The following is a 15190-nucleotide window of genomic DNA, read 5'->3' as shown; positions in this document are numbered from 1 at the left end:
CCTGTGAAGCTTGGCTAGGGTCTCTATGGGCTTGATAGCTGCCATTTCATGGACAGCTTTTCAAAGTGTTACTCACAAAGTTATCCACAGGTTGTGCCACGTATCTGGCCCCCTGTCGATCAAGGATGATCCACCATGAACCCATCCCGTTCGTCGCCTTGTCCGCCTGCGGAACTGGAGGCGCGGCTGCGTCTTCATAGCCTTCCGGATATTGGCTTGCGTCGTTTCCATACCCTCATCGAAGCGTTCGGCAGTGCCTCGTCGGCCCTCAGCGCGCCGGCCAGCGCCTGGCATGCATTGGGACTTAAGGCTGCCAGTATAGACGCCCGCCGCAGCCCGCAAGTGCGCGATGGCGCATTGGCTGCAATGCGCTGGCTAGAGCGTCCTGGCCAGCATTTACTGATGTGGGACGGGCTTGGCTACCCGGCACTGCTGGCCGAGATAGACGATCCGCCGCCGCTGTTGTTCGTCGCGGGCGACCCCGCTTTGCTCGAACAACCGCAACTGGCGATCGTGGGCAGCAGGCGTGCTTCACCTCCCGCATTGGATACCGCAGGTGCGTTTTCCCGATACCTGTCCCAGGCCGGTTTCACCATCACTAGCGGGCTGGCGCTCGGCGTTGACGGTGCCGCTCATCGGGCCGCTTTGAAGGCCGGCGGGCACACTATCGGGGTGCTCGGCACGGGCTTGCAAAAACTTTATCCACAGCGCCACCGTGACCTGGCACGGGCAATGCTCGACAGTGGCAGCGCCCTGGTTTCCGAGTACCCGTTGGACGCCGGGCCGCTGGCCGGCAACTTCCCGCGCCGTAACCGGATCATCAGCGGCTTGTCGCTAGGTGTGCTGGTGGTCGAGGCCAGCCTGGCCAGTGGCTCGTTGATCACCGCACGGCTTGCCGCCGAACAGGGGCGGGAGGTGTATGCGATTCCTGGGTCCATTCATCACCCCGGCGCCAAGGGCTGCCATCAGTTGATCCGCGATGGTGCGCTGCTGGTGGAAAGCGTGGAGCAGATCCTCGACAGCCTGCGCGGTTGGCAGAACCTGCCGCCTGCAGTTGTGGATAAACCCGCCCATCCCCTGCTCGCCCTGCTCCACGCTGCCCCCCACACCAGCGAGGGCCTGGCCCAGAGCAGCGGCCTGCCACTGGCACAGGTGCTCGCCAGTCTCACCGAGCTGGAGCTCGAAGGCCGGGTGAGCAATGAAGCCGGGCGTTGGTTTGCCCGTGCCGGCTAAGTACACTGCGCGCACGGCGTTTATGCGGAGAGACGGAAAATGGTGAGCAGTTGGCGTGTGCAACAAGCCGCGCGCGAGGTGAAGGCGGGTGCGGTGATTGCCTATCCGACGGAAGCGGTCTGGGGCCTGGGCTGCGACCCATGGAACGAGGACGCAGTGTATCGCCTGCTGGCGCTCAAGTCGCGGCCTGTGGATAAAGGGCTGATTTTGGTCGCCGACAACATTCGCCAGTTCGACTTTCTGTTCGAGGATTTCCCCCAGGACTGGATCGACCGCATGAGCGCCACTTGGCCTGGGCCTAACACCTGGCTGGTGCCGCACCAGGGCCTGCTGCCCGAGTGGGTGACCGGGCAGCACGACACCGTGGCGCTGCGAGTCAGCGATCATCCACAGGTGCGGGAGCTGTGCGCGTTGGTGGGGCCGTTGATCTCCACCTCCTGCAACCCGGCCGGGCGGCCGGCGGCCAAGAGCCGGTTGCGGGTGGAGCAGTATTTCCACAACGAGCTGGACATGGTGCTGGGTGGGGCGTTGGGTGGGCGGAAGAACCCGAGCCTGATTCGCGACCTGGCGACCGGCGAGGTCGTGCGTCCGGGTTGATACCGCTGGCGAGGGCTTCGCCCTCGTTTCGCGACACAAGGCCGCTCCCACAGGTAAAGCGCAGCTCTCAGGCTTGGCGCTGTAACCTGTGGGAGCGGCCTTGCCGAGGCGTCGGACCGGTCGGAAAGGGCCGCAAAGCGGCCCCAGAATTTCCGCCGATTTTTCTGATTTGCACCCAGATGGCTGCCCATTCTGAATTCAGAGAAATATCCTACGCAGTCTGTCGACTGCCATTACCTTCTCAGTGGGAACGCTTGCCTCTAGGCTCCAGACCGTCGCCGAATAGCTTGGCGATCGGGTGTGGTAACCCGAGCAGGGAGAGATCTTGGCAGTCAATGGCGGCTGCATGCGGGAGGCTTTTTGCCTGCCGGGATTTGAGATCTCTCCCGGTTTACCACCCCGTGTGCAGCTGCCACCCCTTCGGCCGCTGCGACGCCGGCCACCCGCCGCTTTTCACCGTAAATCCCAACATCGAAGCCCACGACGCCCTGGTACACGTAGCGCTCTACCTGCGCTGCGCCTACGACACCGGCATCAAGGCACTCGACCACCTGCGCGACGAGGGGCGTGGCATGTACTGGTCAAGCCTGCATTCGCTGGAAATGGCGGAGGGGTTGGTGGAGGCGATGCTCGATGGCATCGAGTCAGCACCTGTGATCAAGAGGCCCGCTGGCTGAGCTGACGCATTCGCGGGTAAACCCGCTCCCACAGGTTAGGTGGCAGCCTTGAGATCTGCGCGGTCCCTGTGGGAGCGGGTTTACCCGCGAAGGGCCGCAAAGCGGCCCCAGGGCCTCAAGGCAGAAGCACAGTCGAGCCAACGGTCCGCCGCGCCGACAACTCCGCCTGCGCCCTGGCCGCCTCGCTCAACGGATACCGCTGCTGGATATCCACAACCAGCTTGCCACTGGCGATCATCGCGAACAGGTCATCGGCCATGGCCTGGGTGTTCTCGGCGTTGTTGGCGTAGCTCCCCAGCGTCGGCCGGGTGACATACAACGACCCCTTCTGCGACAGGATCCCCAAGTTGACCCCGGTTACCGCGCCGGAGGCATTGCCAAAGCTGACCATCAAACCTCGCGGCCTCAAGCAATCCAGCGAGGTCAGCCAGGTATCGGCGCCCACGCCGTCATACACCACCGCGCACTTCTGACCGTCTGTCAGCTCCAGCACACGCTTGGCCACGTCTTCATGGCTGTAGTCGATGGTCGCCCAGGCGCCGAGGGCCTTGGCCCGTTCGGCTTTCTCAGCAGAGCTGACGGTGCCGATCAGCTTCGCGCCCAGTGCCTTGGCCCACTGGCAAGCCAGCGACCCCACACCGCCGGCGGCGGCATGGAACAGCACGAAGTCCCCCGGCTGCACGGCATAGGTCTGCTTGAGCAAATACTGCGTGGTCAGCCCCTTGAGCATCACCGCCGCCGCCTGTTCGAAGCTGATCGCCTCAGGCAGCTTCACCAGGTTGGCCTCCGGCAGCGTATGCACCTCGCTGTAGGCCCCCAGCGGCCCACCGGCGTACGCCACGCGGTCGCCGACCTTGATGCGACTGACGCCCTCGCCCACCGCCTCGACCACACCGGCCGCTTCGGTGCCCAGCCCGGAAGGCAGCGCAGGAGGTGCATACAGCCCGCTGCGGAAATAGGTGTCGATGAAATTCAAGCCGATCGCATGGTTGCGCACCCGCACCTGCTGCGGGCCGGGCGGTACCGGGTCGAACTCCACCAGTTGCAGGACTTCCGGGCCGCCATGCTGGCTGAACTGGATACGCTTGGCCATCACACACTCCTGTCGTCGAGGGTCGCAAAGGCCTTCTATCGGACGCCTTTGCTTGACCGCCGTCAACTGCGACGCGGCGTCGGCCGGTGGTATGCTACCCGGCGAATTTTCCCGCTCCTTCCAGGTGACCCGATGACCAGCCGCACCGAGGCCGTAAAAGCCTACCTGCTCGACCTGCAAGACCGCATCTGCTCTGCCCTCGAAACCGAAGACGGCGGCGCCCGCTTCGTCGAGGATGCCTGGGTGCGCGATGCCGGCGGCGGCGGTCGCACACGGGTGATCGGCGAGGGCAAGGTGATCGAGAAAGGCGGCGTGAACTTCTCCCACGTGTTTGGCGCCGGCCTACCGCCGTCGGCCAGTGCCCACCGGCCGGAGCTGGCGGGCCGTGGTTTCGAGGCCTTGGGCGTGTCGCTGGTGATCCACCCGCACAATCCGCATGTGCCGACTTCCCACGCCAACGTGCGGTTCTTCATCGCTGAAAAAGAAGGCGAAGAGGCGGTGTGGTGGTTCGGTGGCGGTTTCGACCTGACCCCGTACTACGGCAACGAGGAAGACTGCGTGCACTGGCACCGCGTCGCCGAGCAGGCCTGCGCGCCGTTCGGCGCCGACGTCTACCCGCGCTACAAGGCCTGGTGCGACCGCTACTTCCACCTCAAGCACCGTGGCGAGCCACGCGGCATTGGCGGCCTGTTCTTCGACGACCTGAACGAGTGGGACTTCGACACCTGCTTCGCCTTCATGCGCGCCATCGGCGATGCCTATGTCGATGCCTACCTGCCGATCATCCAGCGCCGCAAGGACATGCCGTATACCGCCAAGCAGCGCGAATTCCAGGAGTACCGCCGTGGCCGCTATGTCGAGTTCAACCTGGTCTACGACCGTGGCACGCTGTTCGGTTTGCAGTCCGGTGGTCGCACCGAGTCGATCCTGATGTCGCTGCCGCCGCAGGTACGCTGGGGCTACGATTGGAAAGCGGAGCCGGGCAGCGAGGAAGCGCGCCTGACCGACTACTTCCTGCAGGACCGCGACTGGCTCGCCCAGTAAGCCTGTGGATAACCGAGGAGCCCTCATGGACCAGTACGTCGTATTCGGCAACCCCATCGGCCACAGCAAGTCGCCGCTGATCCACCGCCTGTTCGCCGACCAGACCGGCCAGGACCTGGAGTACGCCACCCTGCTGGCGCCGCTGGACGAGTTCAGCGACTGCGCCACAGGCTTCTTCAAGCAAGGCAGCGGTGCCAATGTCACCGTGCCGTTCAAGGAAGAGGCCTATCGCCTGTGCGACAGCCTCACCCCGCGTGCCCAGCGCGCCGGCGCGGTGAACACCTTGACCAAGCTGGCCGATGGTACGTTGCAGGGCGACAACACCGACGGCGCAGGGCTGGTGCGGGACCTGACAGTGAATGCCGGGGTAACCCTGGCTGGCAAGCGCATCCTTATCCTTGGCGCTGGCGGTGCTGTTCGGGGTGTGCTGGAGCCTATCTTGGCGCACAAGCCGCAATCGCTGGTGATTGCCAACCGCACCGTGGAAAAGGCCGAGCAGCTGGCGCGCGAATTCGATGAGTTGGGCCCGGTGGTGGCCAGTGGTTTCAGCTGGTTGCAGGAGCCGGTGGACGTGATCATCAATGCCACCTCGGCGAGCTTGTCCGGCGAGCTGCCGCCGATTGCCGACAGCCTGGTCGAAGCGGGGCGCACCGTTTGCTACGACATGATGTATGGGAAGGAGCCGACGCCGTTCTGCCAGTGGGCCAGCAGGCTGGGTGCGGCCAAGGCGCTGGATGGGCTGGGGATGCTGGCCGAGCAGGCGGCTGAGGCGTTCTTTATCTGGCGGGGGGTTCGGCCGGAGACTGGGCCGGTGCTGGATGAGCTGCGTAGGCAGTTGGCTCGGGCCTGATATCGCCGGGGCCGCTTTGCGGCCCTTTCGCGGCACAAGGCCGCTCCTACAAGAGTGCGCGGTCCCCTGTAGGAGCGGCCTTGTACCGCGAAAGGGCTGCAAAGCAGCCCCAGGATCTAAAAGGTCAATCATCGAACCGGATCGGACACTGCTCCACTCCCTCCAGCTTCTGTAGCTCCTCGACCACCTGTGGCCTTGCTCGCTGCAACGTCAGGCTCCCGCCAACTCTAATTAACCGCCGCGCCTCGCGGTGCAACATATCCACACCCGAATAATCGATGAAGTTCACCTGCCGCGCATCGATCACCACATGCGGCCCCTGGCAGCGCTGCAAGCGCACCTGCAGGTAATGCGTCGCGCCAAAGAAGATCGAACCTCCCACCCGTAACACGTCCGCCTCCCCTTCCCGGCTCTGCTGTACCCGTGGCCGCGAAGTGCGTTTGAGGTAGAAGAACAGCGACGCCAGTACCCCGGCGTAGATCGCCGTCTGCAGCTCCAGCAGCAACGTCGCGGCGGCAGTCAGCGCCATGACCAGGAATTCCGAGCGGCTGACCCGGAACAGCGCACGGATGCCGCGATGGTCTACCAGCCCCCAGCAGATCAGCAGGATGCTGCCCGCCATGGCCGGGATCGGCAGATGGGCGATCAGCCTGGCCCCCACCACCGCGAACAGCGCCACCCACAGCGCCGAGAACACCCCGGCCAACGGTGAGCGAGCACCCGCGTCGTAACTGAGCCCGGAGCGGGTGAAGGAGCCAGAGGACAGGTAGCCGGAGAAGAATGCCCCCACGATGTTCGACAGGCCCTGGGCACGGATGTCCTGGTTGGCGTCGATCAGTTGCTCGGAACGTGCCGACAGTGAACGAGCGATGGACAGGCTGGTGACCAGCCCAAGCATGCCGATGGCCACGGCGCTGGGCAGCAGGCGCAGCATCAGTTCCACATCGAGTAACGGCAGTGGGCTGAGCGGTGGCAACTGGCCGATGAAAGCGGGCACGCGCGGCACATGGTCGAACATACCGGGCAACAGCCAGGCCACCAGGCTCACCAGCAGCAGACTTATCAACAGGCTCGGCCAGCGTGGACGCCAAAGCTTCAGCACCCCGCCAATCACCAGGGTGCCCAGTCCCAGGACCAGCGAAGGCATGTCCACCTCGCCCATATGGCCAGCCAGTTCCTGCACGGTCTTCAGAGCCGTGGCCTGGCTTGGCAGGTCCAGGCCCAGCAGGTTGGGCAGTTGTCCCAAGGCGATGACGACGGCGGCACCGAGGGTGAAGCCCAGCACCACCGAATGGGAGACGAAGTTGACCAGTGCGCCGAAGCGCAGCAGCCCCAGCAAGAGTTGGAAGACGCCGCCGAGGAAGGTCAGCAGCAGCACCAGGGTCACGTAGTCGGCGCTGCCGGCCACGGCCAGTGGGCTGATGCTGGCGTAGAGGACAATGGAGATGGCGGCGGTAGGGCCGCAGATCAGGTGCCAGGACGAGCCCCACAGGCAGGCCACCAGCACCGGCACGATGGCGGCGTACAGGCCGTATTCGGCGGGCAGGCCGGCAATCAGGGCGTAGGCGATTGATTGCGGCAGGGCGAGGATGGCGCCGCTCAGGCCCACCAGCAGGTCCTGGCACAGGCTTCGGCCCGATTGGCGGGGGAGCCAGGAGAGGAAGGGCAGCAGGTGGTGGAGACGAGGCATGCGTCATTCCTGTTCAATATCGCTGGCGAGGGCTTTGCCCTCGTTTCGCGACACAGAAGAGCGCGAATCCCTGTGGGAGCGGCCTTGTGTCGCGAAAGGGCCGCAAAGCGGCCCCAGCAGCCTAACAGACAAAAATCACAGTTTGGCTTTGACCATTTCTGCTGCATCCCCACCAGCTTTGGTGGTCACCCCTGCGAGCCAGGCATTCAGCACATGTGGATGGGCCTTCACCCAGCCCCTGGCTGCCTCATCAAAGCTCACCTTCTTGTCCACAACCTCGGCCATGATGCTGTTCTCCATATCCAGCGTGAACGTCAGGTTGCCCAGCAACTTCGCCGCATTCGGACAAGCCTGTGGATATCCCTTGCGGGTCAGCGTGTACACATCGCCTTTGCTGCCAAACCATTTTTCGCCACCCGTGAGGTAATGCATCTTCAACTTCACGTTCATCGGGTGCGGCGTCCAGCCGAGGAAGGTGATGAACTGCTGTTTCTTCACCGCCCGGTCCACCTGGGCCAGCATCGCCTGCTCGCTGGACTCGACCAGTTTCCACTGGCCGAGCTCGAAGTCGTTCTTGTCGATGATCTCCTTCAGCGACAGGTTGGCCGGCGCTCCGGAGCCGATGCCGTAGAGCTTCTTGTCGAACTTGTCGGCGTACTTGTGCAGGTCGGCGAAGTCCTTCACGCCGGCCTCCCACACATAATCGGGCACCGCCAGGGTGAACTCGGTGCCCTCCAGGTTGCGCGCCAGCTGCTGCACGTCGCCATTGGCGATGAACTTGTCATGAAAACCCTGCTGCGCCGGCATCCAGTTGCCGAGGAAGGCATCCACCCGACCATCCTTGAGGCCGCCGTAGATGATCGGCACGGCCAGGCTGTCGATCTTCACCTGGTAACCCAGGCTTTCCAGGAGCAGGCGGGCGATGGCGTTGGTGCTGGCGATATCGCTCCAGCCGGGGTCGGCCAGTTTCACGGTGTTGCATTGCGCGTCGCCGTCGGCGGCGTGGGCCGTGCCCAGGCCCAGGGCCAGGGCGAGCACGGCGGTGGAGAACTTCTGCATGGCGGCCTCTCTTCTCAATCCAGGGGTGCGGGCTGTGGATAACGTGCCTTGCGCTCGAGGTCGTCGAGATCGATGTGGTTGCGCATGTACTGTTGGCTGGCATCCACCAATGGTTGGTGGTCCCAGCTTTTCAGCGTGCCGATGGCCAGCGCCTCGGCCACCAGGCGGCGGCGGCGCTGGCTGGCCAGCACCTGCTGGCGCAGGCTGGGGATATCCCAGCGCTGGCGTGCTTCATCGACAAATGCCTGCAGCAGCGCCTGATGCTCCGGGCTGCCGGTGAGGTTCTCCCGCTCGTGCGGGTCGCGGCTCAGGTCGTAGAGTAAACAGGGGTCGTCCTCGCTGTACACGAACTTGTATGCGCCGCGACGGATCATCATCAACGGGCCGACGGTGCCTTCGGCCATGTACTCGCCGATCACCTCATCATGGCCCCCCTGCCCTTGCAGGTGGCCGAGCAGCGAGCGGCCGTCCAGGTGCAGGTCTTTATCCACAGCACCGCCGGCCAACTCGACCAGGGTCGGTAGCAAGTCGCAGGTGGAGACGCTGGCGCTGATTCGCGCTGGAGCGAAGTGCTTGGGTGCGTGGATCAATAACGGCACCCGCGCCGACATCTCGAACCAGTGCATCTTGTACCAGAGTCCCCGCTCGCCAAGCATGTCGCCATGGTCGCCGGAGAACACGATCAGGGTGTTGTCTGCGAGGTCGCAGTCTTCCAGTGTCTGCAGGAGCTGACCGATGTTGTCGTCGATGTAGCTGCAAGCGCCGAAGTAGGCGCGGCGGGCATCGCGGACCTTGGCCACAGGCAGCGGCTTGTCCCAAAGGTCGTAGACCTTGAGCAGGCGTTGCGAGTGAGGGTCTTGCTGGCCCTGGGCAATCTCGTCGCGTGGCAGCGGGACATCCACAGCCTCGTAGAGATCCCAGTAGCGTTTGGGGATGGTGTACGGGTCGTGCGGGTGGGTCATCGATACGGTCAGGCAGAACGGCCTGCCATCATCTTCGCGCACATGGTCGTAGAGGTACTGGCGCGCCTTGAATACCACTTCCTCGTCGAAATCCAGCTGATTGGTGCGCACGCAGGGGCCAGCCTGCAACACCGATGACATGTTGTGGTACCAGCTCGGGCGTTCGTCGGGGGCATCCCAGTTCACCGCCCAGCCGTAATCGGCCGGGTAGATGTCGCTGGTCAGTCTTTGCTCATAGCCATGCAGTTGATCCGGGCCGCAGAAGTGCATCTTGCCCGACAGTGCGGTGCGGTAGCCGAGGCGGCGCAGGTAATGGGCGTAGGTCGGAATATCGGCGGGGAAGTCGGCGGCGTTGTCGTATGCGCCGATGCGGCTGGGCAACTGGCCGCTGACCAGGGTGAAGCGCGACGGGGCGCACAACGGGCTGTTGCAATAGGCGGAGTCGAACACCACGGCCTGCTCGGCGAGGCGCGCGAGATTGGGCATCCTGATCGGCGACGGGTTGTAGATTGGCAGCAGCGGCGCGGCCATCTGGTCGGCCATGATGAACAGGATGTTGGGTTGCTTCATGGTGCCCTTCCATCGTCTGGAGTTATGGTGAACGCTTGCAATCCAGCATGGTGCTGTGGATAACGTGGGTAAAGCCCATGCCGGGCAATGACTGGGATTAGCCAAGCTTATGTTTGAGCACCTTGCCGACCTGTCCCTCGACGCCTTGCGGGTGTTCGAGTCCGCCGCGCGCCTACGCGGTTTCACGGCTGCGGCCCTGGAGCTGGGCACCACGCAGCCGGCAGTAAGCCAGCAGGTCAAGCGCCTGGAGGCGCAGCTGGGGACGCGGTTGTTCGATCGTATCTACCGGGGCATTGAGCTGACCGAGGCGGGCCAGTTGCTGTTCGAACAGGTGCATCAAGGGCTTCTGGCCATGGACGATGGCGTTGCCTTGGCCAGCGGACGTGGTCAACGTGAGGTGTTGCAGGTGGCCACCGACTTCGCGTTTGCCGCGTTCTGGCTGATGCCGCGTCTGCAGCGCTTCCACCAGGCTTATCCACAGGTGGATGTGAGCCTGGTGACCGGCGAGCGCAGCCAGGGGATGCTGCGCCCGGACATCGATGTGGCGGTGCTGTTTGGTGATGGTCGCTTTCACCAGGGCGAGAGCCGCTGGTTGTTCGATGAAGAGGTCTTCCCGGTTTGCAGCCCGCGGCTGACTGATAGCAAACCCTTGTCAGTCGTGGCTTTGCAACGATTGCCTTTGCTGCATCTGAAGGGTGAGCAGGCCAGCCGCTGGTTTGATTGGGCGGGAGTGTTTCGCGGTCTGGGCCTGGACAGCCCACCTCCGTCCGGGCAGCTGCGATTCGATAACTACACGCTGCTGATTCAGGCCGCGATTGCCGGGCAAGGGGTGGCCATCGGCTGGGCACACCTGGTTGATGGGCTGGTCGAGCAAGGGTTGTTGTGTCGGCCTATGGAAGGCAGTCTGCGGTCGGAGCGCGGGTATTACGTGGTGCTGCCGCCGCGCAAACGGCGCGGAGTATTAATCCAGCGGTTTGTGGATTGGCTGGAGCAGGAGCGTGGTCGATGAACGGCGCTGTCTGTAGGAGCGGCCTTGTGTCGCGAAAGGGCTGCGCAGCAGCCCCGGCGATCGTGATCATCACGCAAATTCTGGGGCCGCTTCGCGCCCCTTTCCGACCGGTCCGACGCCTCGGCAAGGCCGCTCCTACAGGGATGGCGTAGACTTCAAGATGTTCGCATTACTGCTATCAGGAGCCACCGTGCAAAGGATCAAGGGCTATCACGCCCACGTGTACTACGACGCATCGACCATGGAACAGGCCCGCGCGCTGTGCGAGGAGGCGACTCGGCTGTTCCCCGTGACCATGGGGCGCATGCACCAGAAGCCGGTCGGGCCGCACCCGGACTGGAGCTGCCAGCTGGCCTTCGGGCCGGAGGTGGTTGGCGTGGTGCTGCCGTGGCTGGCGCTGTATCGCAAGGGGCTGGTGGTGTTCCTGCACCCGGAAACCGGGGATGAGCTGGCCGATCACCGCGATCATGCGATCTGGATGGGGGCGATCAGGCCGTTGGATCTGTCGATTTTCAAAGAGTAGATCGTTGTTGCCTGTGCGGGCCTCTTCGCGGGTAAACCCGCTCCCACAGGTCAGGTGAAACTCTCAGGATCACACCATTACTGTGGGAGCGGGTTTACCCGCGAAGCAGGCGACGCGGATCAGGCCCGGGCGGCGCGCACGCCTTCGGCCAACGCCGAGCACAGGCTCAGCACATCCTTCACTGCCTGGCCGGCATCCTTGGCCTGGGCGATCTTGTCGACCAGCGCCGAACCGACCACCACACCATCGGCCAGGCGGGCAATGGCTGCGGCCTGCTCTGGCGTGCGAATACCAAAGCCAACGCTGATCGGCAGATCGGTATGCCGGCGCAGGCGCGCAATGGCCTCGGTGACATGCTCTGTGGTCGCCGACCCCGCACCGGTCACACCCGCCACCGACACGTAGTAGACGAACCCGGAGCTGCGCTCCAGCACGCGCGGCAGGCGTGCGTCGTCGGTAGTCGGGGTGGTCAGGCGGATGAAGTCGATGCCTGCGGCCTGGGCCGGGGTGGCCAGTTCGGCGTCGTGCTCCGGTGGCAGGTCGACGATGATCAGGCCATCGACGCCGGCTTCCTTCGCCTCGGCGACGAACTGCGCAACGCCGAAACGGTGGATCGGGTTGTAGTAACCCATCAGCACGATCGGGGTGGTCTGGTTGCCGGTGCGGAACTCGCGAACCATCTGCAGGGTTTTCGCCAGGGTCTGGCCGGCTTCCAGGGCGCGCAGGGTGGCGAGCTGGATGGCCACGCCGTCGGCCATGGGGTCGGTGAACGGCATCCCCAGTTCGATCACGTCGGCACCGGCCGCCGGCAGGCCCTTGAGGATCTGCAACGAGGCGTCGTAGCCCGGGTCGCCGGCGGTGACGAAGGTGACCAGTGCCGAGCGGCCTTCGGCCTTGAGTTCGGCGAAGCGTTGTTCGAGACGGCTCATGCCTGTTTCTCCTGGGCGGCCATGTGGTTCATCACGGTTTGCATGTCCTTGTCGCCGCGACCGGACAGGCAGATCACCATCAGGTGGTCCTTGGGCAGCTTCGGCGCGCGCTTGATCGCCTCGGCCAGGGCGTGGGAGCTTTCCAGCGCCGGGATGATGCCTTCCAGGCGGCAGGTGGCGTGGAAGGCGTCGAGGGCCTCGTCGTCGGTGATGCTGACGTACTCCACGCGCTTCACTTCGTGCAGGTAGGCATGCTCCGGGCCGATGCCGGGGTAGTCCAGGCCTGCGGAGATCGAGTGGGCGTCGGTGATCTGGCCGTCGTCGTCCTGCAGCAGGTAGGTACGGTTGCCGTGCAGCACGCCCGGCACGCCGCCGTTGAGGCTGGCCGCGTGTTTGTCGGTGTGCACGCCGTGGCCGCCGGCTTCGACGCCGATGATCTGCACGCTGGCGTCATCGAGGAAGTCGTGGAACAGACCCATGGCGTTGGAGCCGCCACCGACGCAGGCGATCAGGCTGTCGGGCAGGCGCCCTTCCTTCTCCTGCAACTGGGCGCGGGTTTCCTTGCCGATGATCGACTGGAAGTCGCGGACCATCGCCGGGTACGGGTGAGGGCCTGCCACGGTGCCGATCAGGTAGAAGGTGTCGTCGACGTTGGTGACCCAGTCGCGCAGGGCCTCGTTCATGGCGTCCTTGAGCGTGCCGGTACCGGCGGTGACCGGGACGATCTCGGCGCCCAGCAGCTTCATGCGGAACACGTTCGCCTGCTGGCGCTCGATGTCGGTGGCGCCCATGTAGATCACGCAGGGCAGGCCGAAGCGCGCGGCGACGGTGGCGGTGGCCACGCCGTGCATGCCGGCGCCGGTCTCGGCGATCAGGCGCTTCTTGCCCATGCGCTTGGCCAGCAGCACCTGGCCGATGCAGTTGTTCACCTTGTGCGCGCCGGTGTGGTTGAGCTCTTCACGCTTGAAGAAGATCTTCGCGCCGCCGCAGTGCTCGGTCAGGCGCTCGGCGAAGTACAGCGGGTTGGGGCGGCCGATGTAGTCGCGCTGGAAGTAGGCCAGTTCTTCGAGGAACTTGGGGTCGGCCTTGGCGGCTTCGTATTCGCGGGCCAGGTCCAGCACCAGGGGCATCAGGGTTTCGGCCACGTAGCGGCCGCCGAACGAGCCGAACAGGCCGTTGGCATCGGGGCCGGCGCGGTATTGGGTCTGGGTCATGGGGCGCTCCAGGGCGTAGTGGATGAGTGATGGGCTTTACTCTAACCACGACGCGGTCGGCTGAAAACCGATAAGATTGCGCAAACCTGTCAGGAAAACTCACAAGTAAAATGGCCCAGGACCTTCCCCCCCTCAACGCCCTGCGAGCCTTCGAGGCGACCGCCCGACTCAATAGCGTCAGCCAGGCGGCCGAAGCGCTTCACGTCACCCATGGCGCCGTCAGCCGACAGATCAAGGTGCTCGAGGAGCATCTGGGCGTGGCCCTGTTCGTCAAGGACGGGCGCGGCGTCAAACTCACAGATGCCGGGGTGCGTCTGCGCGATGCCAGCTTCGAGGCATTCGACCGCTTGCGCAGCGTCTGCGCCGAGCTTTCCCGCGATGCCAACGAAGCGCCCTTTGTGCTCGGCTGCTCTGGCAGCTTGCTGGCGCGCTGGTTCATTCCCCGTCTCGGGCGTCTGAAAGCCGACCTGCCGGAGTTGCGCCTGCACCTGTCAGCCGGCGAAGGCGATCTCGATCCACGACGCCCGGGGCTGGATGCCCTGCTGGTCTATGCCGAGCCACCTTGGCCGGCGGACATGCAGGTGCATGTGCTCGCCGAAGAGCGGATCGGCCCGGTGATGAGCCCGCACTTCGAAGGCTTCGATCGTTTGAAAGCCGCGCCGGCCGTGGCTTTGCTACGAGAGGCGGTACTCCATACGACCTCCAGGCCTCAGGCCTGGCCGACCTGGGCGCAACAACATGGTATCGAGTCCGACGCGCTGAGTTACGGCCAGGCATTCGAGCATTTGTACTACCTGCTGGAAGCGGCGGTGGCCGGCCTTGGCGTTGCCATCGCGCCACAGCCGCTGGTGGCGGACGACCTGAAAGCCGGACGACTGGCTGCACCGTGGGGCTTTTCTCCGACCCACGCCGCGTTGGCCCTGTGGGTGCCCCGGCGCGCCGCGGACGGGCGCGCCGAGCAGCTGGCGCAATGGCTGCGCCGGGAGCTGCAACAGCAGGCCGGCTAGCTGCGCCGGCACATCAGGTAGGCTGCCAGCAGGCCGAGGGCGCCGACTGCTACACCGGCGGTGGTCCAGGGGTGTTCCTGGGCATAGTCGCGGGTGGCGACACCGGTCTGGCGGGTGCGGGTCTTCATTTCCTCGTAGGCGTCACCGAGCAGGCTGCGTGAATGCTTGAGGGCGTTCTCGGCATTGCCGCGCAGCGCCTTCATGGTCTTGTGCGACTCCTCCGAGGCATCGTGCTTGAGGTGCTCCAGCGTCTTGAGCAGGCTTTCGATCTCGGCTTCCATGCTTTCCAGCGACGCTTTGCGCAGCGAGTTGTGGGCCATGGTGACTCTCCTTCGCAGTGATGGGCTGTAAGGAATGCGACTGTGCGCGATGGTGAAAGTGCGATCGAACTTTGCCCTGCGGCGATCGCTCGCAGGTAAACCGGGCCTGCGCTGCTAGGCTCAACGGACTACCCAACCAAGGAGAGCACTCATGTCGGATCATCACACCTACAAGAAGATCGAGCTGGTCGGATCCTCACCCACCAGCATCGAAGAAGCGATCAACAATGCCCTGGCCGAGGCCGGCAAGAGCATCAAGCACCTGGAGTGGTTCGAGGTGGTCGATACCCGCGGGCATATCCGCGACAACAAGGCCGCGCACTTCCAGGTGACGCTGAAGGTGGGCTTTCGCATCGCCAACAGCTGAAACGAAGCTGGGCTAGGCTTGCCCGGCCTGATCGGGTAATGAAGGT

16 protein-coding genes are annotated in these 15190 nt (G+C 64.5%); 9 read left to right on the top strand and 7 right to left on the bottom strand.

All coding sequences use genetic code 11. The features are described from left to right. The first annotated feature begins 135 nt into the window (after positions 1-135). The 3 genes from dprA to DMX06_RS08140 all read left to right on the top strand — a co-directional run bounded on the left by dprA (position 136) and on the right by DMX06_RS08140 (position 2507). Positions 136-1233, top strand: a complete 1098-nt coding sequence (gene dprA / locus DMX06_RS08150; RefSeq protein ID WP_110736098.1) for a DNA-processing protein DprA — start codon at positions 136-138, stop codon at positions 1231-1233. A 39-nt stretch (positions 1234-1272) separates the two neighbouring features. Then, positions 1273-1830 (top strand): L-threonylcarbamoyladenylate synthase, encoded by a 558-nt coding sequence (locus DMX06_RS08145; protein ID WP_028690052.1) that lies wholly within the window; start codon positions 1273-1275, stop codon positions 1828-1830. Positions 1831-2231: 401 nt separating this feature from the next. Further along, a complete protein-coding gene (locus DMX06_RS08140; protein ID WP_258378814.1) occupies positions 2232-2507 on the top strand; it encodes a DUF3077 domain-containing protein in 276 nt (91 codons plus the stop codon). 115 nt (positions 2508-2622) lie between these two features. Here DMX06_RS08140 and DMX06_RS08135 read toward each other — a convergent pair whose 3' ends face one another. Beyond that, on the bottom strand, positions 2623-3600 hold the full coding sequence (locus tag DMX06_RS08135; RefSeq protein ID WP_110736097.1) for an NADPH:quinone reductase: 978 nt from the start codon (positions 3598-3600) through the stop codon (positions 2623-2625). Positions 3601-3732: 132 nt separating this feature from the next. Here DMX06_RS08135 and hemF point away from each other — a divergent pair, with 132 nt between their 5' ends. Together hemF and aroE are read left to right on the top strand one after the other, a co-directional pair. Beyond that, entirely contained in the window at positions 3733-4644 is a 912-nt protein-coding gene (hemF, locus tag DMX06_RS08130; protein ID WP_110736095.1) for an oxygen-dependent coproporphyrinogen oxidase, read from the top strand. Positions 4645-4669: 25 nt separating this feature from the next. Next, positions 4670-5494: a shikimate dehydrogenase gene (aroE, locus tag DMX06_RS08125; RefSeq protein ID WP_110736093.1), complete on the top strand. Its 825-nt coding sequence runs from the start codon at positions 4670-4672 to the stop codon at positions 5492-5494. Between the two features lie 124 nt (positions 5495-5618). On the opposite strand, the gene DMX06_RS08120 is transcribed toward aroE, so the two are convergent. From DMX06_RS08120 to betC, 3 genes are all read right to left on the bottom strand, one after another. After that, positions 5619-7184: a SulP family inorganic anion transporter gene (locus DMX06_RS08120; protein ID WP_110736091.1), complete on the bottom strand. Its 1566-nt coding sequence runs from the start codon at positions 7182-7184 to the stop codon at positions 5619-5621. 135 nt (positions 7185-7319) lie between these two features. Next, complete coding sequence (gene choX, locus DMX06_RS08115) at positions 7320-8243, bottom strand: choline ABC transporter substrate-binding protein (protein ID WP_110736089.1); 924 nt, start codon at positions 8241-8243, stop codon at positions 7320-7322. Positions 8244-8257: 14 nt separating this feature from the next. Then, a complete protein-coding gene (gene betC, locus DMX06_RS08110; protein ID WP_110736088.1) occupies positions 8258-9775 on the bottom strand; it encodes a choline-sulfatase in 1518 nt (505 codons plus the stop codon). Between the two features lie 109 nt (positions 9776-9884). On the opposite strand from betC, the gene DMX06_RS08105 reads away from it, so the two are divergent. Further along, positions 9885-10784: a choline sulfate utilization transcriptional regulator gene (locus tag DMX06_RS08105; RefSeq protein WP_110736086.1), complete on the top strand. Its 900-nt coding sequence runs from the start codon at positions 9885-9887 to the stop codon at positions 10782-10784. A gap of 190 nt (positions 10785-10974) precedes the next feature. Beyond that, positions 10975-11307 carry a DOPA 4,5-dioxygenase family protein gene (locus DMX06_RS08100; protein WP_110736085.1) on the top strand — a complete coding sequence of 111 codons (333 nt, stop codon included), beginning with the start codon at positions 10975-10977 and terminating at the stop codon, positions 11305-11307. Between the two features lie 119 nt (positions 11308-11426). Here the strand turns inward: DMX06_RS08100 and trpA are convergent, their stop codons facing one another. Together trpA and trpB are read right to left on the bottom strand one after the other, a co-directional pair. Then, complete coding sequence (gene trpA / locus DMX06_RS08095) at positions 11427-12236, bottom strand: tryptophan synthase subunit alpha (protein WP_110736083.1); 810 nt, start codon at positions 12234-12236, stop codon at positions 11427-11429. Beyond that, a complete protein-coding gene (gene trpB / locus DMX06_RS08090; protein ID WP_110736082.1) occupies positions 12233-13450 on the bottom strand; it encodes a tryptophan synthase subunit beta in 1218 nt (405 codons plus the stop codon). The genes trpA and trpB overlap by 4 nt, the downstream gene beginning before the upstream one ends. 110 nt (positions 13451-13560) lie before the next feature. Between trpB and DMX06_RS08085 the strand changes: the two genes are divergently transcribed. Then, entirely contained in the window at positions 13561-14457 is an 897-nt protein-coding gene (locus DMX06_RS08085; RefSeq protein ID WP_110736080.1) for a LysR family transcriptional regulator, read from the top strand. On the opposite strand, the gene DMX06_RS08080 is transcribed toward DMX06_RS08085, so the two are convergent. Continuing rightward, the gene (locus DMX06_RS08080; RefSeq protein ID WP_110736078.1) at positions 14454-14777 is read right to left on the bottom strand and encodes a DUF883 family protein; all 324 of its coding nucleotides are present in this window, start codon (positions 14775-14777) and stop codon (positions 14454-14456) included. The genes DMX06_RS08085 and DMX06_RS08080 overlap by 4 nt on opposite strands. Before the next feature lie 151 nt (positions 14778-14928). Between DMX06_RS08080 and DMX06_RS08075 the strand changes: the two genes are divergently transcribed. Continuing rightward, entirely contained in the window at positions 14929-15144 is a 216-nt protein-coding gene (locus DMX06_RS08075) for a dodecin (protein ID WP_011531496.1), read from the top strand. Positions 15145-15190: the final 46 nt, after the last annotated feature.

Origin of the sequence: Pseudomonas mosselii, from assembly GCF_003205295.1 — a bacterium.
GTDB classification, from domain to species: Bacteria; Pseudomonadota; Gammaproteobacteria; order Pseudomonadales; family Pseudomonadaceae; genus Aquipseudomonas; species Aquipseudomonas mosselii_B.
This window is presented reverse-complemented; position numbering and strand designations above follow the sequence as displayed.

Bases quoted from the DNA above. Each gene is read 5' to 3' on its own strand.
- trpB (WP_110736082.1), bottom strand. From the start codon at position 13,450: ATGACCCAGACCCAATACCGCGCCGGCCCCGATGCCAACGGCCTGTTC.
- hemF (WP_110736095.1), top strand. From the start codon at position 3,733: ATGACCAGCCGCACCGAGGCCGTAAAAGCCTACCTGCTCGACCTGCAA.
- trpA (WP_110736083.1), bottom strand. From the start codon at position 12,236: ATGAGCCGTCTCGAACAACGCTTCGCCGAACTCAAGGCCGAAGGCCGC.
- DMX06_RS08105 (WP_110736086.1), top strand. From the start codon at position 9,885: ATGTTTGAGCACCTTGCCGACCTGTCCCTCGACGCCTTGCGGGTGTTC.
- DMX06_RS08075 (WP_011531496.1), top strand. From the start codon at position 14,929: ATGTCGGATCATCACACCTACAAGAAGATCGAGCTGGTCGGATCCTCA.
- betC (WP_110736088.1), bottom strand. From the start codon at position 9,775: ATGAAGCAACCCAACATCCTGTTCATCATGGCCGACCAGATGGCCGCG.
- dprA (WP_110736098.1), top strand. From the start codon at position 136: ATGAACCCATCCCGTTCGTCGCCTTGTCCGCCTGCGGAACTGGAGGCG.
- DMX06_RS08145 (WP_028690052.1), top strand. From the start codon at position 1,273: ATGGTGAGCAGTTGGCGTGTGCAACAAGCCGCGCGCGAGGTGAAGGCG.
- DMX06_RS08120 (WP_110736091.1), bottom strand. From the start codon at position 7,184: ATGCCTCGTCTCCACCACCTGCTGCCCTTCCTCTCCTGGCTCCCCCGC.
- aroE (WP_110736093.1), top strand. From the start codon at position 4,670: ATGGACCAGTACGTCGTATTCGGCAACCCCATCGGCCACAGCAAGTCG.
- choX (WP_110736089.1), bottom strand. From the start codon at position 8,243: ATGCAGAAGTTCTCCACCGCCGTGCTCGCCCTGGCCCTGGGCCTGGGC.
- DMX06_RS08085 (WP_110736080.1), top strand. From the start codon at position 13,561: ATGGCCCAGGACCTTCCCCCCCTCAACGCCCTGCGAGCCTTCGAGGCG.
- DMX06_RS08135 (WP_110736097.1), bottom strand. From the start codon at position 3,600: ATGGCCAAGCGTATCCAGTTCAGCCAGCATGGCGGCCCGGAAGTCCTG.
- DMX06_RS08080 (WP_110736078.1), bottom strand. From the start codon at position 14,777: ATGGCCCACAACTCGCTGCGCAAAGCGTCGCTGGAAAGCATGGAAGCC.